The organism is Bacillus sp. 41-22, assembly GCF_025809295.1.
GTDB classification, from domain to species: domain Bacteria; phylum Bacillota; class Bacilli; order Bacillales; family Bacillaceae_G; genus Bacillus_A; species Bacillus_A mycoides.
Window position 1 is genome coordinate 1,414,757 of sequence record NZ_CP084035.1, and the last position, 19,084, is coordinate 1,433,840.

19 protein-coding genes, 1 pseudogene, 1 riboswitch and 2 other annotated features are annotated in these 19,084 nt (G+C 36.3%); of the genes and pseudogenes, 17 read left to right on the forward strand and 3 right to left on the reverse strand.

Translation table 11 applies throughout. The features are described from left to right. Positions 1-12 precede the first annotated feature (12 nt). From sat to LCF45_RS07285, 8 genes are all read left to right on the forward strand, one after another. Positions 13-1,149: a sulfate adenylyltransferase gene (gene sat / locus LCF45_RS07250; RefSeq protein WP_002126309.1), complete on the forward strand. Its 1,137-nt coding sequence runs from the start codon at positions 13-15 to the stop codon at positions 1,147-1,149. Positions 1,150-1,161: 12 nt separating this feature from the next. Beyond that, positions 1,162-1,755 carry an adenylyl-sulfate kinase gene (gene cysC, locus LCF45_RS07255; RefSeq protein WP_002030679.1) on the forward strand — a complete coding sequence of 198 codons (594 nt, stop codon included), beginning with the start codon at positions 1,162-1,164 and terminating at the stop codon, positions 1,753-1,755. Positions 1,756-1,766: 11 nt separating this feature from the next. Continuing rightward, positions 1,767-3,389: a nitrite/sulfite reductase gene (locus tag LCF45_RS07260; protein WP_002126313.1), complete on the forward strand. Its 1,623-nt coding sequence runs from the start codon at positions 1,767-1,769 to the stop codon at positions 3,387-3,389. An 11-nt stretch (positions 3,390-3,400) separates the two neighbouring features. Beyond that, positions 3,401-3,601, forward strand: a complete 201-nt coding sequence (locus LCF45_RS07265) for a DUF3906 family protein (RefSeq protein ID WP_000366913.1) — start codon at positions 3,401-3,403, stop codon at positions 3,599-3,601. 84 nt (positions 3,602-3,685) lie between these two features. Further along, positions 3,686-4,462: a uroporphyrinogen-III C-methyltransferase gene (cobA, locus tag LCF45_RS07270; protein ID WP_002126317.1), complete on the forward strand. Its 777-nt coding sequence runs from the start codon at positions 3,686-3,688 to the stop codon at positions 4,460-4,462. A gap of 1 nt (position 4,463) precedes the next feature. Further along, a complete protein-coding gene (locus LCF45_RS07275; protein ID WP_002030685.1) occupies positions 4,464-5,216 on the forward strand; it encodes a sirohydrochlorin chelatase in 753 nt (250 codons plus the stop codon). Then, positions 5,191-5,808 carry an NAD(P)-binding protein gene (locus tag LCF45_RS07280; protein WP_002186321.1) on the forward strand — a complete coding sequence of 206 codons (618 nt, stop codon included), beginning with the start codon at positions 5,191-5,193 and terminating at the stop codon, positions 5,806-5,808. The genes LCF45_RS07275 and LCF45_RS07280 overlap by 26 nt, the downstream gene beginning before the upstream one ends. A gap of 61 nt (positions 5,809-5,869) precedes the next feature. Then, positions 5,870-6,117: a binding site (T-box leader), on the forward strand. Positions 6,118-6,228: 111 nt separating this feature from the next. Further along, positions 6,229-7,584: a sodium-dependent transporter gene (locus LCF45_RS07285; protein WP_002186320.1), complete on the forward strand. Its 1,356-nt coding sequence runs from the start codon at positions 6,229-6,231 to the stop codon at positions 7,582-7,584. 32 nt (positions 7,585-7,616) lie between these two features. Here LCF45_RS07285 and LCF45_RS07290 read toward each other — a convergent pair whose 3' ends face one another. Both LCF45_RS07290 and LCF45_RS07295 read right to left on the reverse strand, forming a co-directional pair. Beyond that, on the reverse strand, positions 7,617-7,781 hold the full coding sequence (locus tag LCF45_RS07290; protein WP_003188170.1) for a hypothetical protein: 165 nt from the start codon (positions 7,779-7,781) through the stop codon (positions 7,617-7,619). Between the two features lie 98 nt (positions 7,782-7,879). Then, positions 7,880-9,154, reverse strand: coding sequence for a murein hydrolase activator EnvC family protein (locus LCF45_RS07295; protein ID WP_002168808.1), 1,275 nt, complete (start codon positions 9,152-9,154; stop codon positions 7,880-7,882). A 492-nt stretch (positions 9,155-9,646) separates the two neighbouring features. Between LCF45_RS07295 and gltP the strand changes: the two genes are divergently transcribed. From gltP to LCF45_RS07340, 9 genes and pseudogenes are all read left to right on the forward strand, one after another. Continuing rightward, positions 9,647-10,921, forward strand: coding sequence for a glutamate/aspartate:proton symporter GltP (gene gltP / locus LCF45_RS07300; RefSeq protein ID WP_098167336.1), 1,275 nt, complete (start codon positions 9,647-9,649; stop codon positions 10,919-10,921). Positions 10,922-10,989: 68 nt separating this feature from the next. Beyond that, entirely contained in the window at positions 10,990-11,508 is a 519-nt protein-coding gene (locus LCF45_RS07305; RefSeq protein ID WP_215585880.1) for a ribonuclease FAU-1 family protein, read from the forward strand. Between the two features lie 120 nt (positions 11,509-11,628). Further along, positions 11,629-11,734: riboswitch (SAM riboswitch) on the forward strand. Positions 11,735-11,828: 94 nt separating this feature from the next. After that, positions 11,829-13,145: a Na+/H+ antiporter NhaC family protein gene (locus tag LCF45_RS07310; RefSeq protein WP_002168806.1), complete on the forward strand. Its 1,317-nt coding sequence runs from the start codon at positions 11,829-11,831 to the stop codon at positions 13,143-13,145. 229 nt (positions 13,146-13,374) lie between these two features. Further along, on the forward strand, positions 13,375-13,731 hold the full coding sequence (locus tag LCF45_RS07315) for a lmo0954 family membrane protein (RefSeq protein ID WP_078206325.1): 357 nt from the start codon (positions 13,375-13,377) through the stop codon (positions 13,729-13,731). 44 nt (positions 13,732-13,775) lie between these two features. Continuing rightward, positions 13,776-14,438: a PspA/IM30 family protein gene (locus tag LCF45_RS07320; RefSeq protein WP_002011675.1), complete on the forward strand. Its 663-nt coding sequence runs from the start codon at positions 13,776-13,778 to the stop codon at positions 14,436-14,438. 106 nt (positions 14,439-14,544) lie between these two features. Beyond that, positions 14,545-15,285 carry a cell wall-active antibiotics response protein LiaF gene (liaF, locus tag LCF45_RS07325; RefSeq protein WP_002126337.1) on the forward strand — a complete coding sequence of 247 codons (741 nt, stop codon included), beginning with the start codon at positions 14,545-14,547 and terminating at the stop codon, positions 15,283-15,285. Beyond that, entirely contained in the window at positions 15,285-16,340 is a 1,056-nt protein-coding gene (locus tag LCF45_RS07330) for a sensor histidine kinase (RefSeq protein ID WP_002011673.1), read from the forward strand. The genes liaF and LCF45_RS07330 overlap by 1 nt, the downstream gene beginning before the upstream one ends. Continuing rightward, the gene (locus LCF45_RS07335) at positions 16,337-16,969 is read left to right on the forward strand and encodes a response regulator (RefSeq protein WP_000598709.1); all 633 of its coding nucleotides are present in this window, start codon (positions 16,337-16,339) and stop codon (positions 16,967-16,969) included. Before LCF45_RS07330 ends, LCF45_RS07335 begins: the two co-directional genes overlap by 4 nt. Before the next feature lie 10 nt (positions 16,970-16,979). Then, positions 16,980-17,337: pseudogene (locus LCF45_RS07340) on the forward strand (DUF3992 domain-containing protein). A gap of 24 nt (positions 17,338-17,361) precedes the next feature. On the opposite strand, the gene brnQ3 reads toward LCF45_RS07340, so the two are convergent. Further along, a complete protein-coding gene (gene brnQ3, locus LCF45_RS07345) occupies positions 17,362-18,717 on the reverse strand; it encodes a branched-chain amino acid transport system II carrier protein BrnQ3 (protein ID WP_263894723.1) in 1,356 nt (451 codons plus the stop codon). 60 nt (positions 18,718-18,777) lie between these two features. Continuing rightward, positions 18,778-19,036, reverse strand: a binding site (T-box leader). Between the last annotated feature and the right edge of the window lie 48 nt (positions 19,037-19,084).

The window sequence follows — 19,084 nt, forward strand, 5'->3', positions numbered from 1 at the left end:
GGATATAAGAAGATGAGTACAACAAATGAATTAGTAAACCGCATTGATGAAACATATGAAATATCGAACATTGTAAAGGAAATCGAGATAGACAAAATTGCACTTAGTGATTTAGAACTTTTGGCGACAGGAGGATATAGCCCTCTTACAGGATTTTTAGGGAAGAGAGATTATGATTCAGTAGTAGAAACGCTTCGTTTAGCAAATGGTAGCGTATGGAGTATACCAATTACATTGCCGGTAACAGAGGAAGTAGCAGAGGGACTGAAAGCTGGAGAGGAAGTAAAACTTGTTAACGATGGAAATGTATATGGTGTTATTCAAATAGAAGATATTTTTGTACCTGATAAAGAAAAAGAAGCGTTACTTGTATATAAAACGACGGATGAAGCTCATCCAGGAGTAAAGAAATTATATGAACGACCAAACGTTTACGTTGGAGGAGCTATTATTCTTACAAAACGTTTTGGGAATAATCCATTTCCTTCTTATCATTTAGATCCAATTGAAACGAGAGAAGAATTTAAAAAACGCGGTTGGAAAACAGTAGTTGGATTTCAAACGAGAAACCCAGTACATCGTGCCCATGAGTATATTCAAAAATCTGCCCTTGAAATTGTAGATGGTCTCTTTTTAAATCCGCTCGTTGGGGAAACGAAGTCAGATGATATTCCTGCTGATGTAAGGATGGAAAGCTATGAAGTATTACTTCAAAACTATTATCCGAAAGATCGTGTCTTTTTAGGTGTATTTCCTGCAGCAATGCGTTATGCAGGACCAAGGGAAGCGATATTTCATGCACTAGTAAGAAAGAACTTTGGTTGTACCCACTTTATTGTAGGGCGTGATCATGCTGGGGTAGGGGACTATTACGGAACATATGAAGCGCAGGAAATCTTTACGAATTTTACAGTAGAAGAGTTAGGGATTACGCCGTTATTTTTTGAACATAGTTTTTACTGCACGAAATGTGAAGCAATGGCTTCAACGAAAACATGTCCGCATGGAAAAGAAGACCGTGTCATCTTATCGGGTACGAAAGTACGAGAAATGTTAAGGAATGGTGAGATTCCGCCAAGTACATTTAGTCGTAAAGAAGTAGTGGAAGTGCTAATTAAAGGTTTGAAAAAAGAAGTAGTAACAGAATAGGGAGAGAATAAGATGGATACGAATATTACTTGGCATACAGCTTCTGTTTCAAAAGATGAGAGAAGAGTGAAGAATGGGCATCACAGTTTTGTAGTTTGGTTTACTGGTTTATCAGCTTCGGGTAAATCTACAGTAGCGAATGCGGTTGCTCGTAAACTATTTGAAAAGAATATAGGAAATTATGTGCTAGATGGGGATAATATTCGGCACGGTTTAAATAAAGACTTAGGTTTTTCTGAAAGTGATCGTATGGAAAATATAAGACGTATTGGCGAAGTGGCGAAGCTATTTGTAGATCAAGGTACTGTTGTTCTTACAGCGTTCATTTCACCATTTCAAGTAGATCGAAAACAAGTTAGGGATTTATTAGCGGCAGATGAGTTTATAGAAGTGTTTGTAAAATGTCCAATTGAAGAGTGTGAAAAACGTGATCCAAAAGGGTTATACAAAAAAGCGAGACAAGGTGATATTAAAGAGTTTACTGGTGTTGATTCACCGTATGAGGAACCAAAACAAGCAGAATTAATTGTAGAAACGCACAAGTATTCTATTGAAGAATGTGCAGAACAAATCGTGAAATACTTACAAGAGCGTAGTTTTATATAGGGGGATAAAAGATGAGTTATGAAAAAGTGTGGGCTAATAATGAAAAATTGAATCCGTCCGAGAAAAAGAAATTAGAAAAAGATGGATTAGAAATCTTTAATGATATTCCTTACTATGCGGAGAATGGATTTGAATCTATTCCGAAAGAAGAGTGGGACGCTTTTAAATGGGCAGGATTGTATTTGCAAAGGCCAAAAGAAGCGGGCTATTTTATGATGCGTGTCAACATTCCTTCTGGAATTATTACAAATGCGCAGGCAGAGGTGCTGGCTTCCATTGCTGAAGATTATGGGCGTGATGTGTTAGATATTACGACAAGACAGGCGATTCAGTTTCATTGGTTAGAAATTGGGCAAATTCCGGATATTTTTAAGAGGTTAGTTAGAGTTGGTTTATCTTCAGCGGGGGCATGCGGTGATATTACGCGTAATATCACAGGAAATCCACTTGCTGGAATTGATGCGAATGAACTATTTGATACAACATCGATTGTTAAAGAAATATACGATTACTTCCAACATAATGAAGAGTTTTCTAATCTACCACGTAAATTCAAAATGTCTATTAGTTCTAACATTTATAATTCAGCAAATGCAGAGATTAACTGTGTGGCGTTTACACCTGCTACGAAAGAAATAAATGGTGAGGAAAAGGTTGGGTTTCATATAAAAATAGGCGGAGGATTATCAGCTCGTCCGTACTTAGCGGAAGAATTAGATGTATTCGTTTTACCAGAAGAAGTGAAGGCAGTGTCGATTGCAATTGCTACTATATTCCGTGATTTTGGATATCGTGAAAAACGCCACTTAGCACGTTTGAAATTTCTTGTCGCTGACTGGGGCGCTGAGAAATTTAAAGAGAAACTAGTAGAATACACAGGCCCATTGCAAAGTAAAGGGGAAAGTGCTCTCAAAGGCTGGAATGCAGGATACTTTTATGGCGTTCAAGATCAAAAACAAGCAGGATTAAAGTATGTCGGCTTTAATGTACCAGTAGGGCGTTTACACGCAGAGGAAATGTTTGAGATTGCAAGAATTGCAAAGAAATATGGAAACGGGCAAATTCGAACTTGTAACTCTCAAAACTTCATTATTCCGAATGTTCCGCCAGAAAATGTTGCAGGATTATTAAGTGAACCGTTGTTTGAAGCAATTTCAGCAAATCCGAAATCGTTTATCGGTCATGCGGTTTCATGTACTGGCATTGAGTATTGCAATCTTGCGTTAGTAGAAACGAAAGAAAGATTACGCAAAATCGCAGAGTACTTAGATACACAAATTGCACTCGATGTTCCAGTTCGAATTCATATGGTAGGATGCCCGAACTCATGTGGTCAACGTCAAATTGCTGATATTGGTTTGCAAGGGATAAAACTGAAAACGAAGGAAAAGGGAATCGTTGAGGCGTTTGAAATATATGTGGGCGGAACACTATTAGACGGAGGAGCATATAACGAAAAGTTAAAAGGGAAAATAGATGGAGAAGATTTGCCGGATGTTCTCGTGTCCTTTTTAAGTTATTTCCAAAAGAATAAATTACTAGCCGAAACGTTTTATGATTTCGTAGGACGTGTTGGAGTGGAAGAATTACAAATTGTACTAAATCGTGTATTAGAAGAAGTAATAGCATCTTAGGAGGGGGCAATATGGACTTATATCGATTTGAAGCTGTATTAGTAAATAGTATTGTTCCAATTGTTGTCGTTGCTCAGAGTGAAGAACAGGCATTTAAGCTTGCGGAAATTGAGCTTGAAAAACATTTTTTACCGTTACCAGAAGTGAAAGAGATTTCTTTGTTTGAAAAAAAGAAGATTCGAAAAGGGGCGGCATTTGTTATTCATGAGTAGAGAACATGTAATACGAAATAATAGTAACTTCCATTCGTGATTAAGAGTGGAAGTTTCATTTTATAGTAGAAATGAGGAGAGATTATGGGGAAGGTTTATATCGTCGGGGCGGGTCCTGGTGATCCGGATTTAATTACTGTTAAAGGGTTGAGATGCATCGAGAAGGCTGATGTTATATTGTACGACCGTCTCGTAAATAAAGAATTGCTTTCTCATGCAAAGCCTGAAGCGGATTTAATTTATTGCGGGAAACTCCCAAATTATCACACGATGAAGCAAGAGACAATTAACACATTTCTTATTAAATATGCGAAAAAAGGAAAAGTTGTAACGAGACTTAAGGGCGGAGATCCATTTGTATTTGGAAGAGGTGGAGAAGAAGCTGAAGCGTTAGCGAAGCAAAGTATCCCATTTGAAATTATTCCTGGTATTTCAGCTGGTATAGCTGCTCCTGCTTATGCTGGAATTCCAGTAACGCATCGCGATGCAAGTGCAAGTTTTGCTGTTGTGACAGGGCACCGGAAAGAAGGGGCTGAAGAGGAAGTGAAGTGGGAAAGTTTAGTGAAAGGTGTAGATACATTAGCGGTCTATATGGGGGTTAGTAATTTACCTTACATATGTGAACAACTAATAAAACATGGAAAAGATCAAAGTACACCTGCCGCTATCATTGAGTGGGGAACGACATCTATGCAGCGTACTGTTACAGCGACGTTAGGAACAATTGTAGATGTTGCCAAAAAAGAACGAATTCAAAATCCAAGTATGATTGTTATTGGAGAAGTTGTCCGTTTTAGAGAAAAGATACATTGGTTTGAAAAACAAACGGAAAATGCATATCAAGTAAGCGGAGTATTGTAAAATGAAGGCTGTTATATATATATGTCATGGAAGCCGTTTGAAAGCAGCAAAAGAAGAAGCGGTTGCATTTATTACGTCATGTATGAACCGTGTAGAGGCAAATATTCAAGAAATTTGTTTTTTAGAGCTAGCGAATCCTTCTATTGAAGAAGGATTTCGTACATGTGTGAAGCGTGGTGCTACAGAGATTGTCGCTATTCCTGTTTTTTTATTAGCGGCAGGACATGTAAAGAAAGATATTCCGTTTGAATTACGAAAGTTAAACGAGGAATATCCGGATATCAAAATAGTGTATGGTAATCCATTTGGTGTATCAGAAGTGCTTGTAAAAGCGGTATATAACGGAAGTGGTATTAAAGACTATAAAGAAGAAGTAACACTTTTGCTCGTTGCAAGAGGGAGTAGTGATCCGGAAACTTTACAAGACATAAAGTGGATTTCTTCTTTATTTCAAAAAGAAGAGAACATTAAAGAGGTGGAAGTTTGTTATTTAGCAGCCGCGGAGCCGAAGTTTGATGAGAGGTTGAAAGAAATTGTAGAACAAAAAGAACGGAACATTGTTGTGTTACCTTACTTATTATTTACAGGCTTACTCATGAAACATGTTGAGAAAGAAGTGCGTCAATATGAGTCGGAAGAGATAAAAATAAGTCCCTATTTAGGAAAGAATGTAGCGTTTCGAGAGATGTTAATTCAGAAAACAGAGGAAATATTGAAGGGAGATCAATATGTATCCACTTACAGTGCGAGTTGATAAGAAACGTGTTGTTGTCATTGGTGGAGGGAAAGTAGCGGGGTTTAAAATTATTCCTTTACTAAAACAAGGTGCGGATATAGTTGTGGTAAGTACAGAATTAGATGCAAATTTAGTGAAACTTGTAGAAGAAAAGCAAATTCGTTGGTATCAAAGAGAGTATGAGAAAAGTGATATTAAAGATGCTTTTTTAGTAGTTGCAGCGACTAGTGATTCGGTACTAAATGAACAAATTGCTGAAGATGTCTCGGTAAATCAATTGGTAAATGTTATTACGAATCCGGAAAGTGGAAATGTTCATTTTCCGGCGGCGTTTCATCGTGGTTTGCTTAATGTAGCTGTTTCTACAGGAGGAGCAAGCCCGAAATTGGCGAAAAAAATTCGTGACGATATCGCAAATAAATATGATGAGACATATGAAGCGTATCTTAATTTTTTATATGAAGTAAGAATAAAAGTGAAAGAATTACAAGTAGATAAGCGGCAGAGAAATATACTATTACAAGAAGTATTAAAGTCAGTATATGTTCTAAATGGAGAAAAAAGAGAATTGTTTTTACAAGAATTAGAGAGAAAGGTTCATATAGGATAATGAATAAATTGTGCTTTACAACTATAAGAATATAATTTATAATCACAAGTAACTTCAATAGATGAAATCGATGAGCAAGAAGAGTACGTATATTTGATGCGTTCAGAGAGCTGGGGTAAGGTGTGAGCCCGGTACGATAAAATATACAGAATGGGCTTGCGAGAGGTATGCTGAACATTGCAGTAGGCAACCCGGGTTCCGCCGTTAAAAGGATAGAGTATCGGAATTTTCCTGTACTTGAACAAGTGGGATTTATCAATCCAATTGAGGTGGTACCACGGTATTTATATTACATATATCGTCCTCTACATGCATATTTGCGTGTAGGGGACTTTTTTATTTTCTAAAGGAGGTGTGCGAGTATGAAATGAAAGTGTATAATTGGTAAAAGTTTAAATATTCAGAAAAGGAGAAATTATAATGAAAGAAACACAGCAATGGACGTCGAAAATAGGCTTTGTACTCGCAGCAGCGGGAGCCGCAGTAGGTCTTGGGGCAATATGGAAGTTTCCATATGTTGCAGGTAATGGAGGGGGAGGCGCGTTCTTCCTTGTATTCTTACTATTAACTTTATTTATTGGTATGCCTCTTCTTGTAGCTGAATTTGTTATTGGCCGTAGTACTCAAAAAGAGGCAGTTACAGCTTATAAAGTATTAGTACCAAATAGCAAGTTATATCCTTGGATTGGTCGTATGGGGGTTGTTACTTGTTTTAGCGTACTATCTTTTTATAGTGTTGTAGGTGGATGGATTTTACTTTATTTATACTATAGTGTCACAGGTAGTTTCTGGAACGGAGTAGTCGATTATGGGCAATTGTTTGCTGAAACAATTGCAAATCCAGTAAGTGCGATTGGGGCGCAATTCATTTTTATGCTTTGTACCATTTTTGTTGTTAGTAAAGGTGTGGAAAAAGGCATAGAAAAGGCGAGTAAGTACATGATGCCGCTATTATTCATTTTATTTATTGCTATCATTATTCGTGCGTTAACACTTGATGGTGCTATGGCTGGGGTAGAGTTCTTCTTAAAACCAGATTTTTCAAAGCTTACAGCAGATACGATTTTATATGCGATGGGACAATCTTTCTTCTCACTAACGGTAGGTGCCTCGGTAATGGTAACGTATAGTTCGTATTTAAAGAAAGAAGAGCATTTAGCTAAATCAGCAACATCTATTGTAAGTTTAACTGTATTTGTTACAGTACTTGCAGGATTAGCGATTTTTCCGGCGATTTTCGCATTAGGAGTTAAACCGACAGAAGGACCAGGGCTACTGTTTATCGTTCTTCCTGCTGTCTTTGCGAAAATTCCATTTGGACAATTTTTCTTCATTATGTTTTTAGTTTTATTCTTCTTTGCGACTTTAACATCTGCGATTTCAATGCTTGAAATTGTAGTAGCATCTGTTGCGAAAGATAATGAGAAGAAGCGTCCGTCAGCTTCGTTATTAATTGGTATTCTTATTTTTGCAGTTGGAATCCCATCAGCGTTATCGTTTGGAATTATGAGTGATGTGAAAATATTTGGTAAGACATTCTTTGATTTCGTCGATTTTTCGGTAAGTAATGTATTACTGCCACTCGGAGTACTAGCCATTTCGTTATTTGTACCAAATAAAATGAGTAAAGAGCTATTAATGAAAGAATTAGAAGTTACGGAAACGAAAGGGAAAACATTGTTTAATATTTGGTTCTTCTTGCTTCGTTATGTTATTCCGGTAACTGTAATTATCGTATTTTTAAATGCGATAGGTGTATTTAAAATGTTTGCATAATAAAAAGACGGAGATGTGGATTCTCCGTCTTTTTATTGTGTTGTAGAAGTATTTAATAAGCGATTATATGCTTTATAAGCTGTGACAACTGCGATAAATGATCCAATTAAAAATAACGCTGAGCCGCCGAATGTAAATAGCCGGCCAATGTATGTTTCTCTAGCTTCTTCTATTTCTTCTTGTAATTGTGTATTCATATTTATCACCCCGCAAAATATAGGCATTTAGTTGTAGTTTATGTAAAACGCCTAAAAAGTGTGAAGTAGTAAAAAAAACTCGGTATGCACCGAGTTTTTTATAATCCGATATAAGGAGACGGATCAACTGCGTTTGTCTTACCAACATTCCATTCCCCAATATGAAGTTCGAAGTGTAAATGTTGTCCGTAAGATTGACCGGTATTTCCCATAAAGCCAAGTTGATCGCCTTGTTTCACAGTTTGTCCATTGGATACAGAGCGGCTATTCATATGTGCATACACTGTCGTATATGTTTTTCCGTTAACACGGTGAGATAAGTAAACAACGTTTCCGTAACTAGAGGATAATTCTGAACGGATAACAACGCCATCTGCAGCGGCAATAATTGGAACTGTTCCCGAAGCTGCGATATCGATTCCTTTATGGTTATCTAAAGAACGTGCGCCGAATCCAGAAGTTTTTGAGCCAGCGGCGGGCTTAATAAATCCACCTTTGTTCGTATCTTGCGGTGTTGGTGCGGATTGTGTGCTTTCTTTAGCAGAAGCGGCGGCTTGTTTTTTTGCTTCCTCAGCCTTGCGTGCCTCTTCAGCTTTCCGAGCTTCTTCCGCACGTTTTTCTTCTTCAATTGCTTTTTGAACAGCTTGACGCTGGTTTTCTAAAATACCTTGTGACTCTTCTAATCCTTCAATCTCGGAATCTACTTTTGATACTTTCGTATGTAGATCTTTAATAAGAGTTTGTTGCTGTTGTTGATTACTTTGTAACTCTTGTTGTTTTTGTACTAATTTTTGCTCGGATTCTTTCAATTGTTGCTCTTTTTTCTCAACAGCTTCTTTTTCTGTCGTCACAGCATTCTGATCACTTGTTTGCTTTTTTACAATATCTGTATCGTTATTTAAAATTAAACTTACAGAATACATATTATCAACAAGATCGGCAATATTTGCAGAACTTGTTATTACTTCTGTAATGATACTCGTACGAGGCTTTTCTTGCATAGATTGTAGTCGTTGTTTAATAACTTCCTGCCGTGTATCTATGTTCGTTTGTAATTGCTCTATATGTTTCTTTTTTTCAGTAATAACTTGCTGTGTGTTGCTAATTTCTTTTTTTGTATCGTTTAATTCAGCTTCGTTTTTATTAATAGAAGTAGTTAATTCGTCGATTTTCTTTTGTAATTCCTGGATTTCTTTTTCTATTTGTTCTTTCTCAGCTGATTTATTTTGTAAGTCATTTTGTTTGCCTTCTAATTCGGATTGAATATTAGATAATTTATTCTCATTCGTTTCAGCGTATACGGGTGAAAGTAACGGGGAAACGAAAATCGTTCCAGCTGCTAAAACACTAAATGCTGCAAATTTCTTTTTCATGGTTGTCTTGCTCCTTTCCCTATGAATGTTATATATCATAAGAAGAAGAGTGTCTATCGTTGTAATCATAATGTAAAGAAAATTTTATAATTTTGCTAAGTTTTGTCGGAATTTAGTATCTTTTCGTAGTGTTTGTCATAAATTTAAAATTCTTGAATGTATAGAAAAAGATATCAATTTCTATATTTTTTTTAAAAAACATGGGAAATGATGGAGTTTTCCATAATGAAACAGTATTTTAAAAACCTATCAATCACTAGTAAGGAATCGATTTCATGTGAGGTTTTCTGACATGGAGTTTGTTTTTGTCAAGAAAATTATTTGCATTCGTGCAAACTTATTTTGTTGTCAGATTTTAAATTTTGATTTATGATTTTTAACAGGGACAAAATGTAGTGAATTGTCGAATAATATGTAATACTCTTAATTTCATGTTTTATAGAGATAGAATGAGAGATAGAGTGACACATCGAAGAGGGGGTTACCACAAGTATGAAAAGAATAGGACTTGCATGGCAAATTTTAATAGGACTTGCGCTTGGTATTACAGTTGGGGCGATTTTCTTTGGCAATCCGGAAGTGGTGAAGTACTTACAACCAATTGGTGATATCTTCATCCGATTAATTAAGATGATTGTTGTACCGATTGTTGTAGCGAGTATTGTTGTTGGGGTTGCTGGTGTTGGCGATATTAAAAAGTTAGGTCGACTAGGCGGAAAAACAATTATTTACTTTGAAATTATTACAACACTTGCAATTGTTGTTGGTTTATTAATAGCAAACATTTTCCAACCTGGAAAAGGCGTTGATATGGATAAGTTAACAAAAACAGATATTTCTAAATATACACATACGACAGAGCAAGTACAAAGTCATTCGTTCGCGGATACGTTTGTAAATATTGTTCCGACGAACATTATGAAATCATTAGCTGAAGGTGATATGCTTGCTATTATCTTCTTCTCAGTATTATTTGGTTTAGGTGTAGCAGCAATTGGTGAGCGTGGTAAACCAGTTCTACAATTTTTCCAAGGTGTAGCAGATGCAATGTTTTATGTAACGAACCAAGTTATGAAGTTTGCACCATTTGGTGTATTCGCATTAATTGGTGTTACAGTTTCTACATTCGGATTAGCTTCATTAATTCCATTAGGGAAATTACTCATTGTAGTATACGGAGCAATGATCTTCTTCGTTGTAGTTGTATTAGGACTTACAGCGAAAATATTTGGAATAAACATTTTCCAATTCTTTAAGATTTTAAAAGACGAGCTGATCTTAGCGTATTCTACAGCAAGTTCAGAAACGGTTTTACCGAAAATTATGGAGAAAATGGAGAAATTCGGTTGTCCGAAAGCAATTACATCTTTCGTTATTCCAACAGGTTATTCATTTAACTTAGATGGATCAACTTTATATCAAGCAATTGCGGCAATTTTCTTAGCGCAAATGTACGGTATTGAATTATCCATTACACAACAAATTACGTTATTACTTGTATTAATGGTTACATCAAAAGGTATCGCGGGTGTACCGGGCGTATCATTCGTTGTATTATTAGCAACACTTGGTACAGTAGGTATTCCAGCTGAAGGTTTAGCGTTTATTGCAGGTATTGACCGTATTCTTGATATGGCTCGTACAGCAGTTAACGTTGTAGGTAACTCTTTAGCGGCTGTAGTTATGTCTAAGTGGGAAGGTCAATATGACGCTGAAAAAGGACAAGCCTATTTAAAAGAGATATCTGAAAAGGGTCAAGCAGCTTAATTATAATATGAACAAGCTCTCACATAATATGTGGGGGCTTTTCTATATATAGAAGAGGAGCGGACGTAATGAAACGTAAATATGGTGACGGTTCTTCGTGGAAGCGACTAATAGAGAAGGATTATAGGGTTAAGCAAGTAGAGGATGGAATGTTAGGAATACTGGACATAAAAAAAGTGAGAGAACCTAGTTATAAAGAATACAATGGTAAGCAGCTTTGCATTGCAGGTGATGGGTATACATGGATGCAATATTTTATAAACGGGGAAAACTTTGCAATTACAGCTATGTTAGACAATCAAAAACAATTACTGCAATATTATATCGACGTGACGAAAGAATATAAAATAGACGAGCGTGGTTTACCTTATTTTGATGATTTATATTTAGATGTAGTATTGTTACCGAACGGTGAGATCTATGTACTGGATGAAGACGAGTTAGAGGATGCCTATAAAATTGGTGATGTTACAAAAGAAGAATATGAGTTAGCATGGAATACAACAAAATGGATTATCGCGAAGATAAAAAATAGAAAATTTTATTGGATCTCAATATTGGATAAAGAAATCGAAAAGTTAAAATGATTGGTGTATTCATATTTTTGCATAATTACCAAAAAAAACTATACAAAAAATAATTGACTTTTGTTTTGTAAGCGAGTAAAGTTAGGAAAGAAATTATTATTTAAAAATAAATATGAAACCTTCTTATAAAGAGAGGCGGAGGGACTGGCCCTACGATGCCTCGGCAGCGGACTCGATTTCAGAGTGCTGTGCCAAATCCAGCAAGCGTGTGCTTGAAAAATGAGAAGAGTGTTTCTTATAGATGTATAAGACCTCTTCTCGTCGGAAGAGGTCTTTTGTTGTTAATTAGAAAAGGTTGAAAACTAGGGAGAGATGATACTTTGAAAGAAACGAGAGGAAATGGTTTAGCTTTATTACCACTTGGAATATTTTTGGCGCTATTTATTGGTTCTGGGATTATTACAGGTGATTTCTATAAATTGCCGATACTCGTAGCGATTATGATTGCTGTAGGAATTGCTTTAGTGATGAATCGTAAGGAAAGCTTTAATGTGAAAGTAGAACGATTTGCTAAAGGTGCAGGAAACCCTGATATTATGATCATGGTTCTGATTTTTGTACTTGCAGGGGCGTTTTCTGAAACAGCAAAAGGAATGGGCGGAGTTGATTCCACTGTTAACTTAGCGTTATCTATTTTACCCCAAGGATTTATCGTTGCTGGAATTTTTGTTATAGGGGCATTTATTTCATTAGCGATGGGAACTTCAATGGGAACAATTGCTGCATTAGCACCGATTGCTGTAGGTATTAGTGGGCAAACTGATATCTCAATTGCGCTTACGATGGCTACTGTTGTGGGTGGAGCGATGTTTGGTGATAATTTATCATTTATTTCTGATACGACAATTGCTGCTGTTCGTTCGCAAGGAACAGAAATGAAAGATAAGTTTAAAACGAATTTTTTAATTGTATTGCCAGCTGCAGTCATTACAATTGTACTATTAGTAATGATTACTTTAGGTAATGATACAGAAATTAAAGCTCATACATTTGATTGGGTGAAGATTTTACCATATGCAGGTGTACTTGTTACAGCGCTACTTGGCTGGAATGTACTTATTGTATTAACCGGTGGAACTGTACTATCTGGTGTTATCGGTCTTATAGATGGAAGTTATACGTTAGAGAGTTTCTTTAAAAGTGTAACGACTGGAATGGGCGGTATGATGGAGTTAGTGTTACTTGCCATTTTAATTGGTGGTATGGTCGAACTGATTCAATATAATGGTGGCATTCAATATTTAATGAATCTTTTAACGCGTAACATTCGTTCAAAAAAAGGAGCAGAGTTCGGTATTGCTGGCTTAGTGAGTATGACGAATATGTGTACAGCGAATAATACGATTTCTATTATCTTTACAGGTCCGCTTGCGAAAAACATTGCAGATCAATATGAAATTGACCCTCGTAAATCAGCGAGTGTATTAGATCTTTTCTCATGCTGTGTGCAAGGATTAATTCCGTATGGTGCGCAAATGTTAACGGCAGCAGGATTTGCGGCGTTATCTCCAATTGAATTGTTACCATATGCGTTTTATCCAATCTTAGTTGGAGTATGTGGAATCATTTCTATATTAATTGGTTTCCCGAGGTTTTCTAAAGTAGCGGGAAAGAAAGAGTATCACAAAACAGCATAATTTAAAATGAAGTTTATGAATAGTAACGAAAGCCGTACAGAGAATGTTCTCTGTACGGCTTTTTATGTGCGATAAAAGAGTGAATCATCCTATCCTACCGCATATTTTTGCAAAAGGCTGAATTTAACTCGGTCTTAAGTCTGAGTCGAAAACAGTTCTTAAGCTCGTTATGAAAAAATGAAAAAATAGTTAAGATAAGAGTATCAAATCGAAGGGAGGCAAGCACAAGATGAAACAATTTCTAGCGTTTATCGCAGCCGGTATTTTGGCTTTAATTGCTCTTGGTAGTCTTGCTGGTATTGTAGGATTCGCCATTGGAGCAGGAGTTGTGTACTGGAGCTATAAATCATTTGTGCGAGCTAAATCATTCTTTGGAAAGTTAGCTTGGGGTATTGTTGGTTTAATCGGTTTGTCCATTGCACTTTCTCATTCCCCAGCATTAATCGGTATCGCAGCATTAGTAGTTTTATACTACGGATACCGTGAGTGGCAAAAAGGAAAAAATGTAGTTGTTGATTCTGCTCCAGAAAGTGCTAAACCATATAGCAACTTTGAAGATGAGTGGAACAAGTTAATGAAAAACTAATATAAAATAAATCAAATTATAAAGTAGAAGAGAGGAAGATTATAATGAAACAATCTTTATTCGGACGTGTACGCGATGCAATTTTAGCTGATTTTCATAATGTGTTAGATGAGAAAGAAAGAAAAAATCCAATTGCTATGTTAAACCAATATTTACGAGATAGTGAGCGTGAAATAACAAAAATTGAGAAGTTAATTCAGCGTCATAAAACATTAAAATCTAACTTCGCTCGTGAGCTTGAGCAAGCACGTTATTTCGTTAATAAAAGATCAAAGCAAGCTATCATCGCACAAGAAGCAGGCGAATTGCAATTGCATGAACGTGCATTAGAAGAAGTAGCGTATTATGAAGGGCAAGTAACTCGCTTAGAAGAAATGTATGCTGGTGTTGTAGAGCAAATTGATGAGTTAGAGCGTCGTCTTTCAGAAATGAAAAATAAATTAAAAGAAATGAACGCAAAGCGTATGGAATTAATGGCACGTGAAAATATGGCGCATGCAAACCGCCGTATGAATACTGCTATGCATAAAATGGATGAAAATAATCCGTTCTTACGATTCGAAGAAATTGAAGATCACATTCGTGACATAGAGCTTCGTATAAATGAAGAGCATGAGCGTGATACATTTGATATGAAAATTGCAAAACTAGAGAGTGAAATGAAAGAGAAAAATGAAGTATCGTTAACGAAAGAAGTAACAAAATAATTGTAGTATATAATAAAACAGGCTTATGATATAGTGATAGGAGAAAAGGTGTTGGAAAGCAATGCCTTTTCTTCTATGTATATGTGACAAGGAGGGGGGAGCTGAAATGAAGAAGCAATTTTCAAAAACACAATTTATGGGGATGCTCCTCATCATATTTGGATTCGGTCTTTTTCTTGATATGATACTTGGACATTTTGAACCAGGTGGTCTAATATTTGCATTTATTATGATTATGTTTGGAAGACATTATCGAAAGAAGAACCGTTATGTAAGAGGGAATGTATTTTTATTTGTCGGTGGTATTGTCTTCTTATTCTTCTTATTTTCATCAGCGGCATTCGTACTTGTTGTGTTTGCTTGTTTAGCTTTAATTGGTTATCAACTTATTCAACAAGGACATCGGCAAAAAGCAATGAAAGTTGAAATTAAAGAAAAGGGATATATAAATGAAGAAAAACAAATATATCGTACAGAACCGTATATAAAAAATATGTTTGTAGGTAATGTACGAATGATGGATCATATTTATGAAATAGAGGATATTAACGTCCAATATGGTGCTTGTGACGTCGAGATTGATTTAACAACTGCTATGATTCCAGAGGGAGAAACGGTTATTGTGATTCGGGGCGTCATTGGTAATATTCGCTTATATGTACCATATGATATTGAATTGTCTTTAAATCATTCTGTTATTGTTGGGCGAGTGCTCCTGCCAGGACACGAAGAAACTGGATTTAACCGTAATGTTACGTTTAGAACAGAACAGTATAAAGAAGCCCCTCGTCGTATTAAAATTATTTCTTCGCTTGTCGTAGGCGATACGGAAGTGAGGAAAGTATAATGAAAAAACAAAGGAATATTTCGTGGATGTATATTCGTTATTCTATGTTGTCCTCTGTGAGTATCGCACTTATTTGTACAATTGTATATGTATGGAAAAGCGAGCAACAAGTTTATGATTTACTCTGGAAAGAATCCATTGCTTCTGTTCCAATTGGCTTGTTTATTATGAGTACGAGTCTTCTTATCGGAGGAATTGTAGGATATGCAATCGGTTATTATATAGAACAGCGTATACAAGGATTAAATACTTTTCTATTTGAAGTAGAGCGAGGGAATTTTCCGAGTGATGTTTCATTTACTGCGGACGATGAATTTCATGAAGTGGAACGAAAAGTAATTGGTCTTGCTCGTCGCTTAGAGGAGCAAGCTGGGCTATTTCAAAAAGTAACGAATGAACGAGCCCATTGGAATGAAGAGATGAGACAAGAAGCGATTTCTCAAGAAAGGCATCGATTAGCGAGAGAGCTACACGATTCTGTAAGTCAGCAGCTTTTTGCAATGTCGATGATGATGTCAGCCATTAATGAGCAAGCAGCTGAAATTCCAGACACGACGAAAAAACAGTTGCAGCTTGTTGAGAATATGGTTGTAAATGCACAATCAGAAATGAGAGCTTTGCTCCTTCATTTACGCCCAGTGCAGTTAGAAGGTAAGAAACTAACAGAGGGTATAGAAGAATTATTAACAGAACTGTCTAGAAAGCAACATATGAAAATTGAATGGTTAATTGAACCGATTCAATTAAAAAAAGGTGTAGAGGATCATTTATTCCGTATTGTACAAGAGGCGCTGTCTAATACTTTACGGCATGCGAAGGCAAAGAAAACCGAAGTACGCCTTCGGAAAATTGATCAATATGCGATTTTGAAAATTATTGATGACGGTGTTGGGTTTAAAGTTGGTGTTAATAAGGCTGGTTCATACGGTTTAAGGTCAATGCAAGAGCGAGTTCATGAAATTGGTGGTACATTAAAAGTTCTTAGTTTTCCGAATAAAGGTACGCAAATAGAAGTGAAAGTACCTATTATGATTGAGAGAGGGGGAGAATCATGATAAAAGTATTACTAGTTGATGATCATGAAATGGTTCGAATGGGTGTATCAGCATATTTATCAACGCAGCCAGATATTGAAGTAGTTGGAGAAGCTGAAAATGGAAGAAAAGGTTCAGAGTTAGCTTTGCAATTAAGACCGGATATTATTTTAATGGACCTTGTTATGGATGAGATGGATGGGGTTGAAGCGACACGTGCTATTATTCAAGAATGGCCAGAAGCGAAAATTGTAGTTGTCACGAGCTTTTTAGATGATGAAAAGTTATATCCTGTTATTGAGGCGGGGGCGACAAGTTATTTATTAAAAACATCAAGAGCGAGTGATATTGCAGATGCTGTAAGAGCTACTTATGATGGGGAAACGGTATTAGAGCCGAAAGTTACTGGCAAAATGATGTCTCGTATGCGTCAGAAGAAAGAACAACCTTTGCATGAGGAGTTAACAGAAAGAGAGTCTGAAATTTTGTTATTAATTGCAGAGGGGAAAAGTAATCAAGAGATTGCAGATGAGTTGTTTATTGCCCTTAAAACAGTAAAGACACATGTGAGTAATATATTAAATAAGCTAAATGTAAGTGACCGGACACAGGCGGTTATTTATGCGTTTAGACACCAATTGACGAAATAAGAAGGAAGCTTTGACTATATATGGTCAAAGCTTTTTATTGACAGGTTATTTATGTAAGCGTTATCATTAAGGTGTTAACAGTACATACAAAGGGGAGAGAGTGTATGTTAGTTCAAACGATATTTGGAATGGATGAAACGAAAAAATTAGGTAACTATGTGAATGCGTTGCAAGCACTTTGTGAACAATATGATATTGAAACAGATCGTATTGCAATTATTGAGGCGACAGAAGAATATTATTTATTTCTAGTGAAGCAAGAAGATTGCTATGATGTTGTAAAAGTAGAAACAGTGGATACGAATATTGATTACTATACGAAGGCTTATAAAGTAAGTAGCTTTAATCATACTTCTTATCAAATGTAAAAAACTCCCGAAATGGGAGTTTTTTTATGATACTTTCGATTCAGGTGAATGATCCGTTAATGGTACTGCTTTGGCGCCACTTAATTTTGCGATAGCAAAACCGATAATAGCCCCAACTAATGCTGGTACTAACCAGCCAATTCCTTCATTATATAATGGAATAAACTCGAAATAAGATGTGATAGATGAAACAGGAATATTCCCTTGTTTTAATCCATCAAATACGCTCACAACTGCAGATCCAATTAACGCACCTACATAAACAGAACGATATCCACCGAAATATTTATGAAGTAATGATAGTAATACGAGTACAATCGCAATTGGATATACAACAAGTAAAATAGGAACAGAGATTGCGATAATTTTTGTTAAACCTAAGTTGGCAACTAATAATCCTAATGTGCAAATGACACTTGCTAACGTTGTGTATGAAAATTTCGTTAATAATGTTGAGAAGTATTGACTGCATGCAGATACAAGTCCAATACATGTTGTTAAGCAAGCGAGTGTAACGATAAGAGATAATAGAATTAGACCATATGGACCGAGTAATTGTTGTACGATAACGGTAAGTAGCTGTCCGCCGTTTGTTGCGTATCCGAGAGAGACACTAGTTGTACCGAGCCAGCCAAGTGCACCATATACAAGTACGAGACCAGTAGCGGCAATAAGTCCTGCTTTTGCTGTTGCGATGGCAATTGATTTGCGGTCATTCACACCTTTTGAGCGAATTGCATTTACAACGATAATTCCAAATGCAAGCGCTGAAATGGTATCCATCGTTAAGTATCCTTCCATAAAACCTTTGAAAACTGGAGAAGTTTGATACTCTTGCATTGCTGGTCCTGATTGCCCAAGTGGTAAAAATACACTCTTAAAGAATAATAAGAAAATAGAGAGTAATAAAATAGGTGTTAATACGCTTCCGATACGATCGACGAGTTTAGAAGGATTTAAACTAAGCCAAAATACGATAGCAAAGAAGATGACTGTGTATAAAAATAGCGTTAGGCTGCTAGAGCGAATAGTTTCTGGTAAGAAAGAACTAATTCCCATTTCATAAGCGACATTAGCAACACGTGGGATGCCCATAGATGGACCGATTGCAATGTATACAACTACCGTAAAGAATATTCCGAATAATGGGTGAACATGACTTGCAAGTTGTTGCATTCCATTTCCTGATAGAGAAATAGCGATAACAGTAAGTAGTGGTAAGCCGACTCCTGTTAGTAAAAAACCAATCATTGCTGGCCAAAAGTTTTCACCAGCATTTTGTCCAAGCATTGGAGGGAAAATTAAATTTCCTGCTCCAAAAAATAAAGAAAACAGCATAAGACCTGTGAAAAAAACATGTTTTTTTGATACAGTGTTCATTGTTTTTTTTTCTCCTTTTTTGTAAATTCATTGTAAGAACACAAAAAACTCGCCCCTTAAGAAAGGGACGAGTTATATTTACCCGCGATACCACCCTAATTTATACATGTAGAAATATATCTATATGTATACGGCTTTACAACGTACAACATGATACGTGTTCCTTGTAACGGGGGACGACCGGTAAGAACTTACTTTAGCATTCGGTTCTACTTCTCGGAGATGATTTTCGGTTACGAACTGAGCGTTGGCTTTCAGCAAAATACCAACTCTCTGGGGAACAGCTCTATAACATACTCGTTCTCGTCAATGAATTTTTATTCAAGTATTCTGACAACATTTTTACATGTTTTTTTTAGAAAGTCAA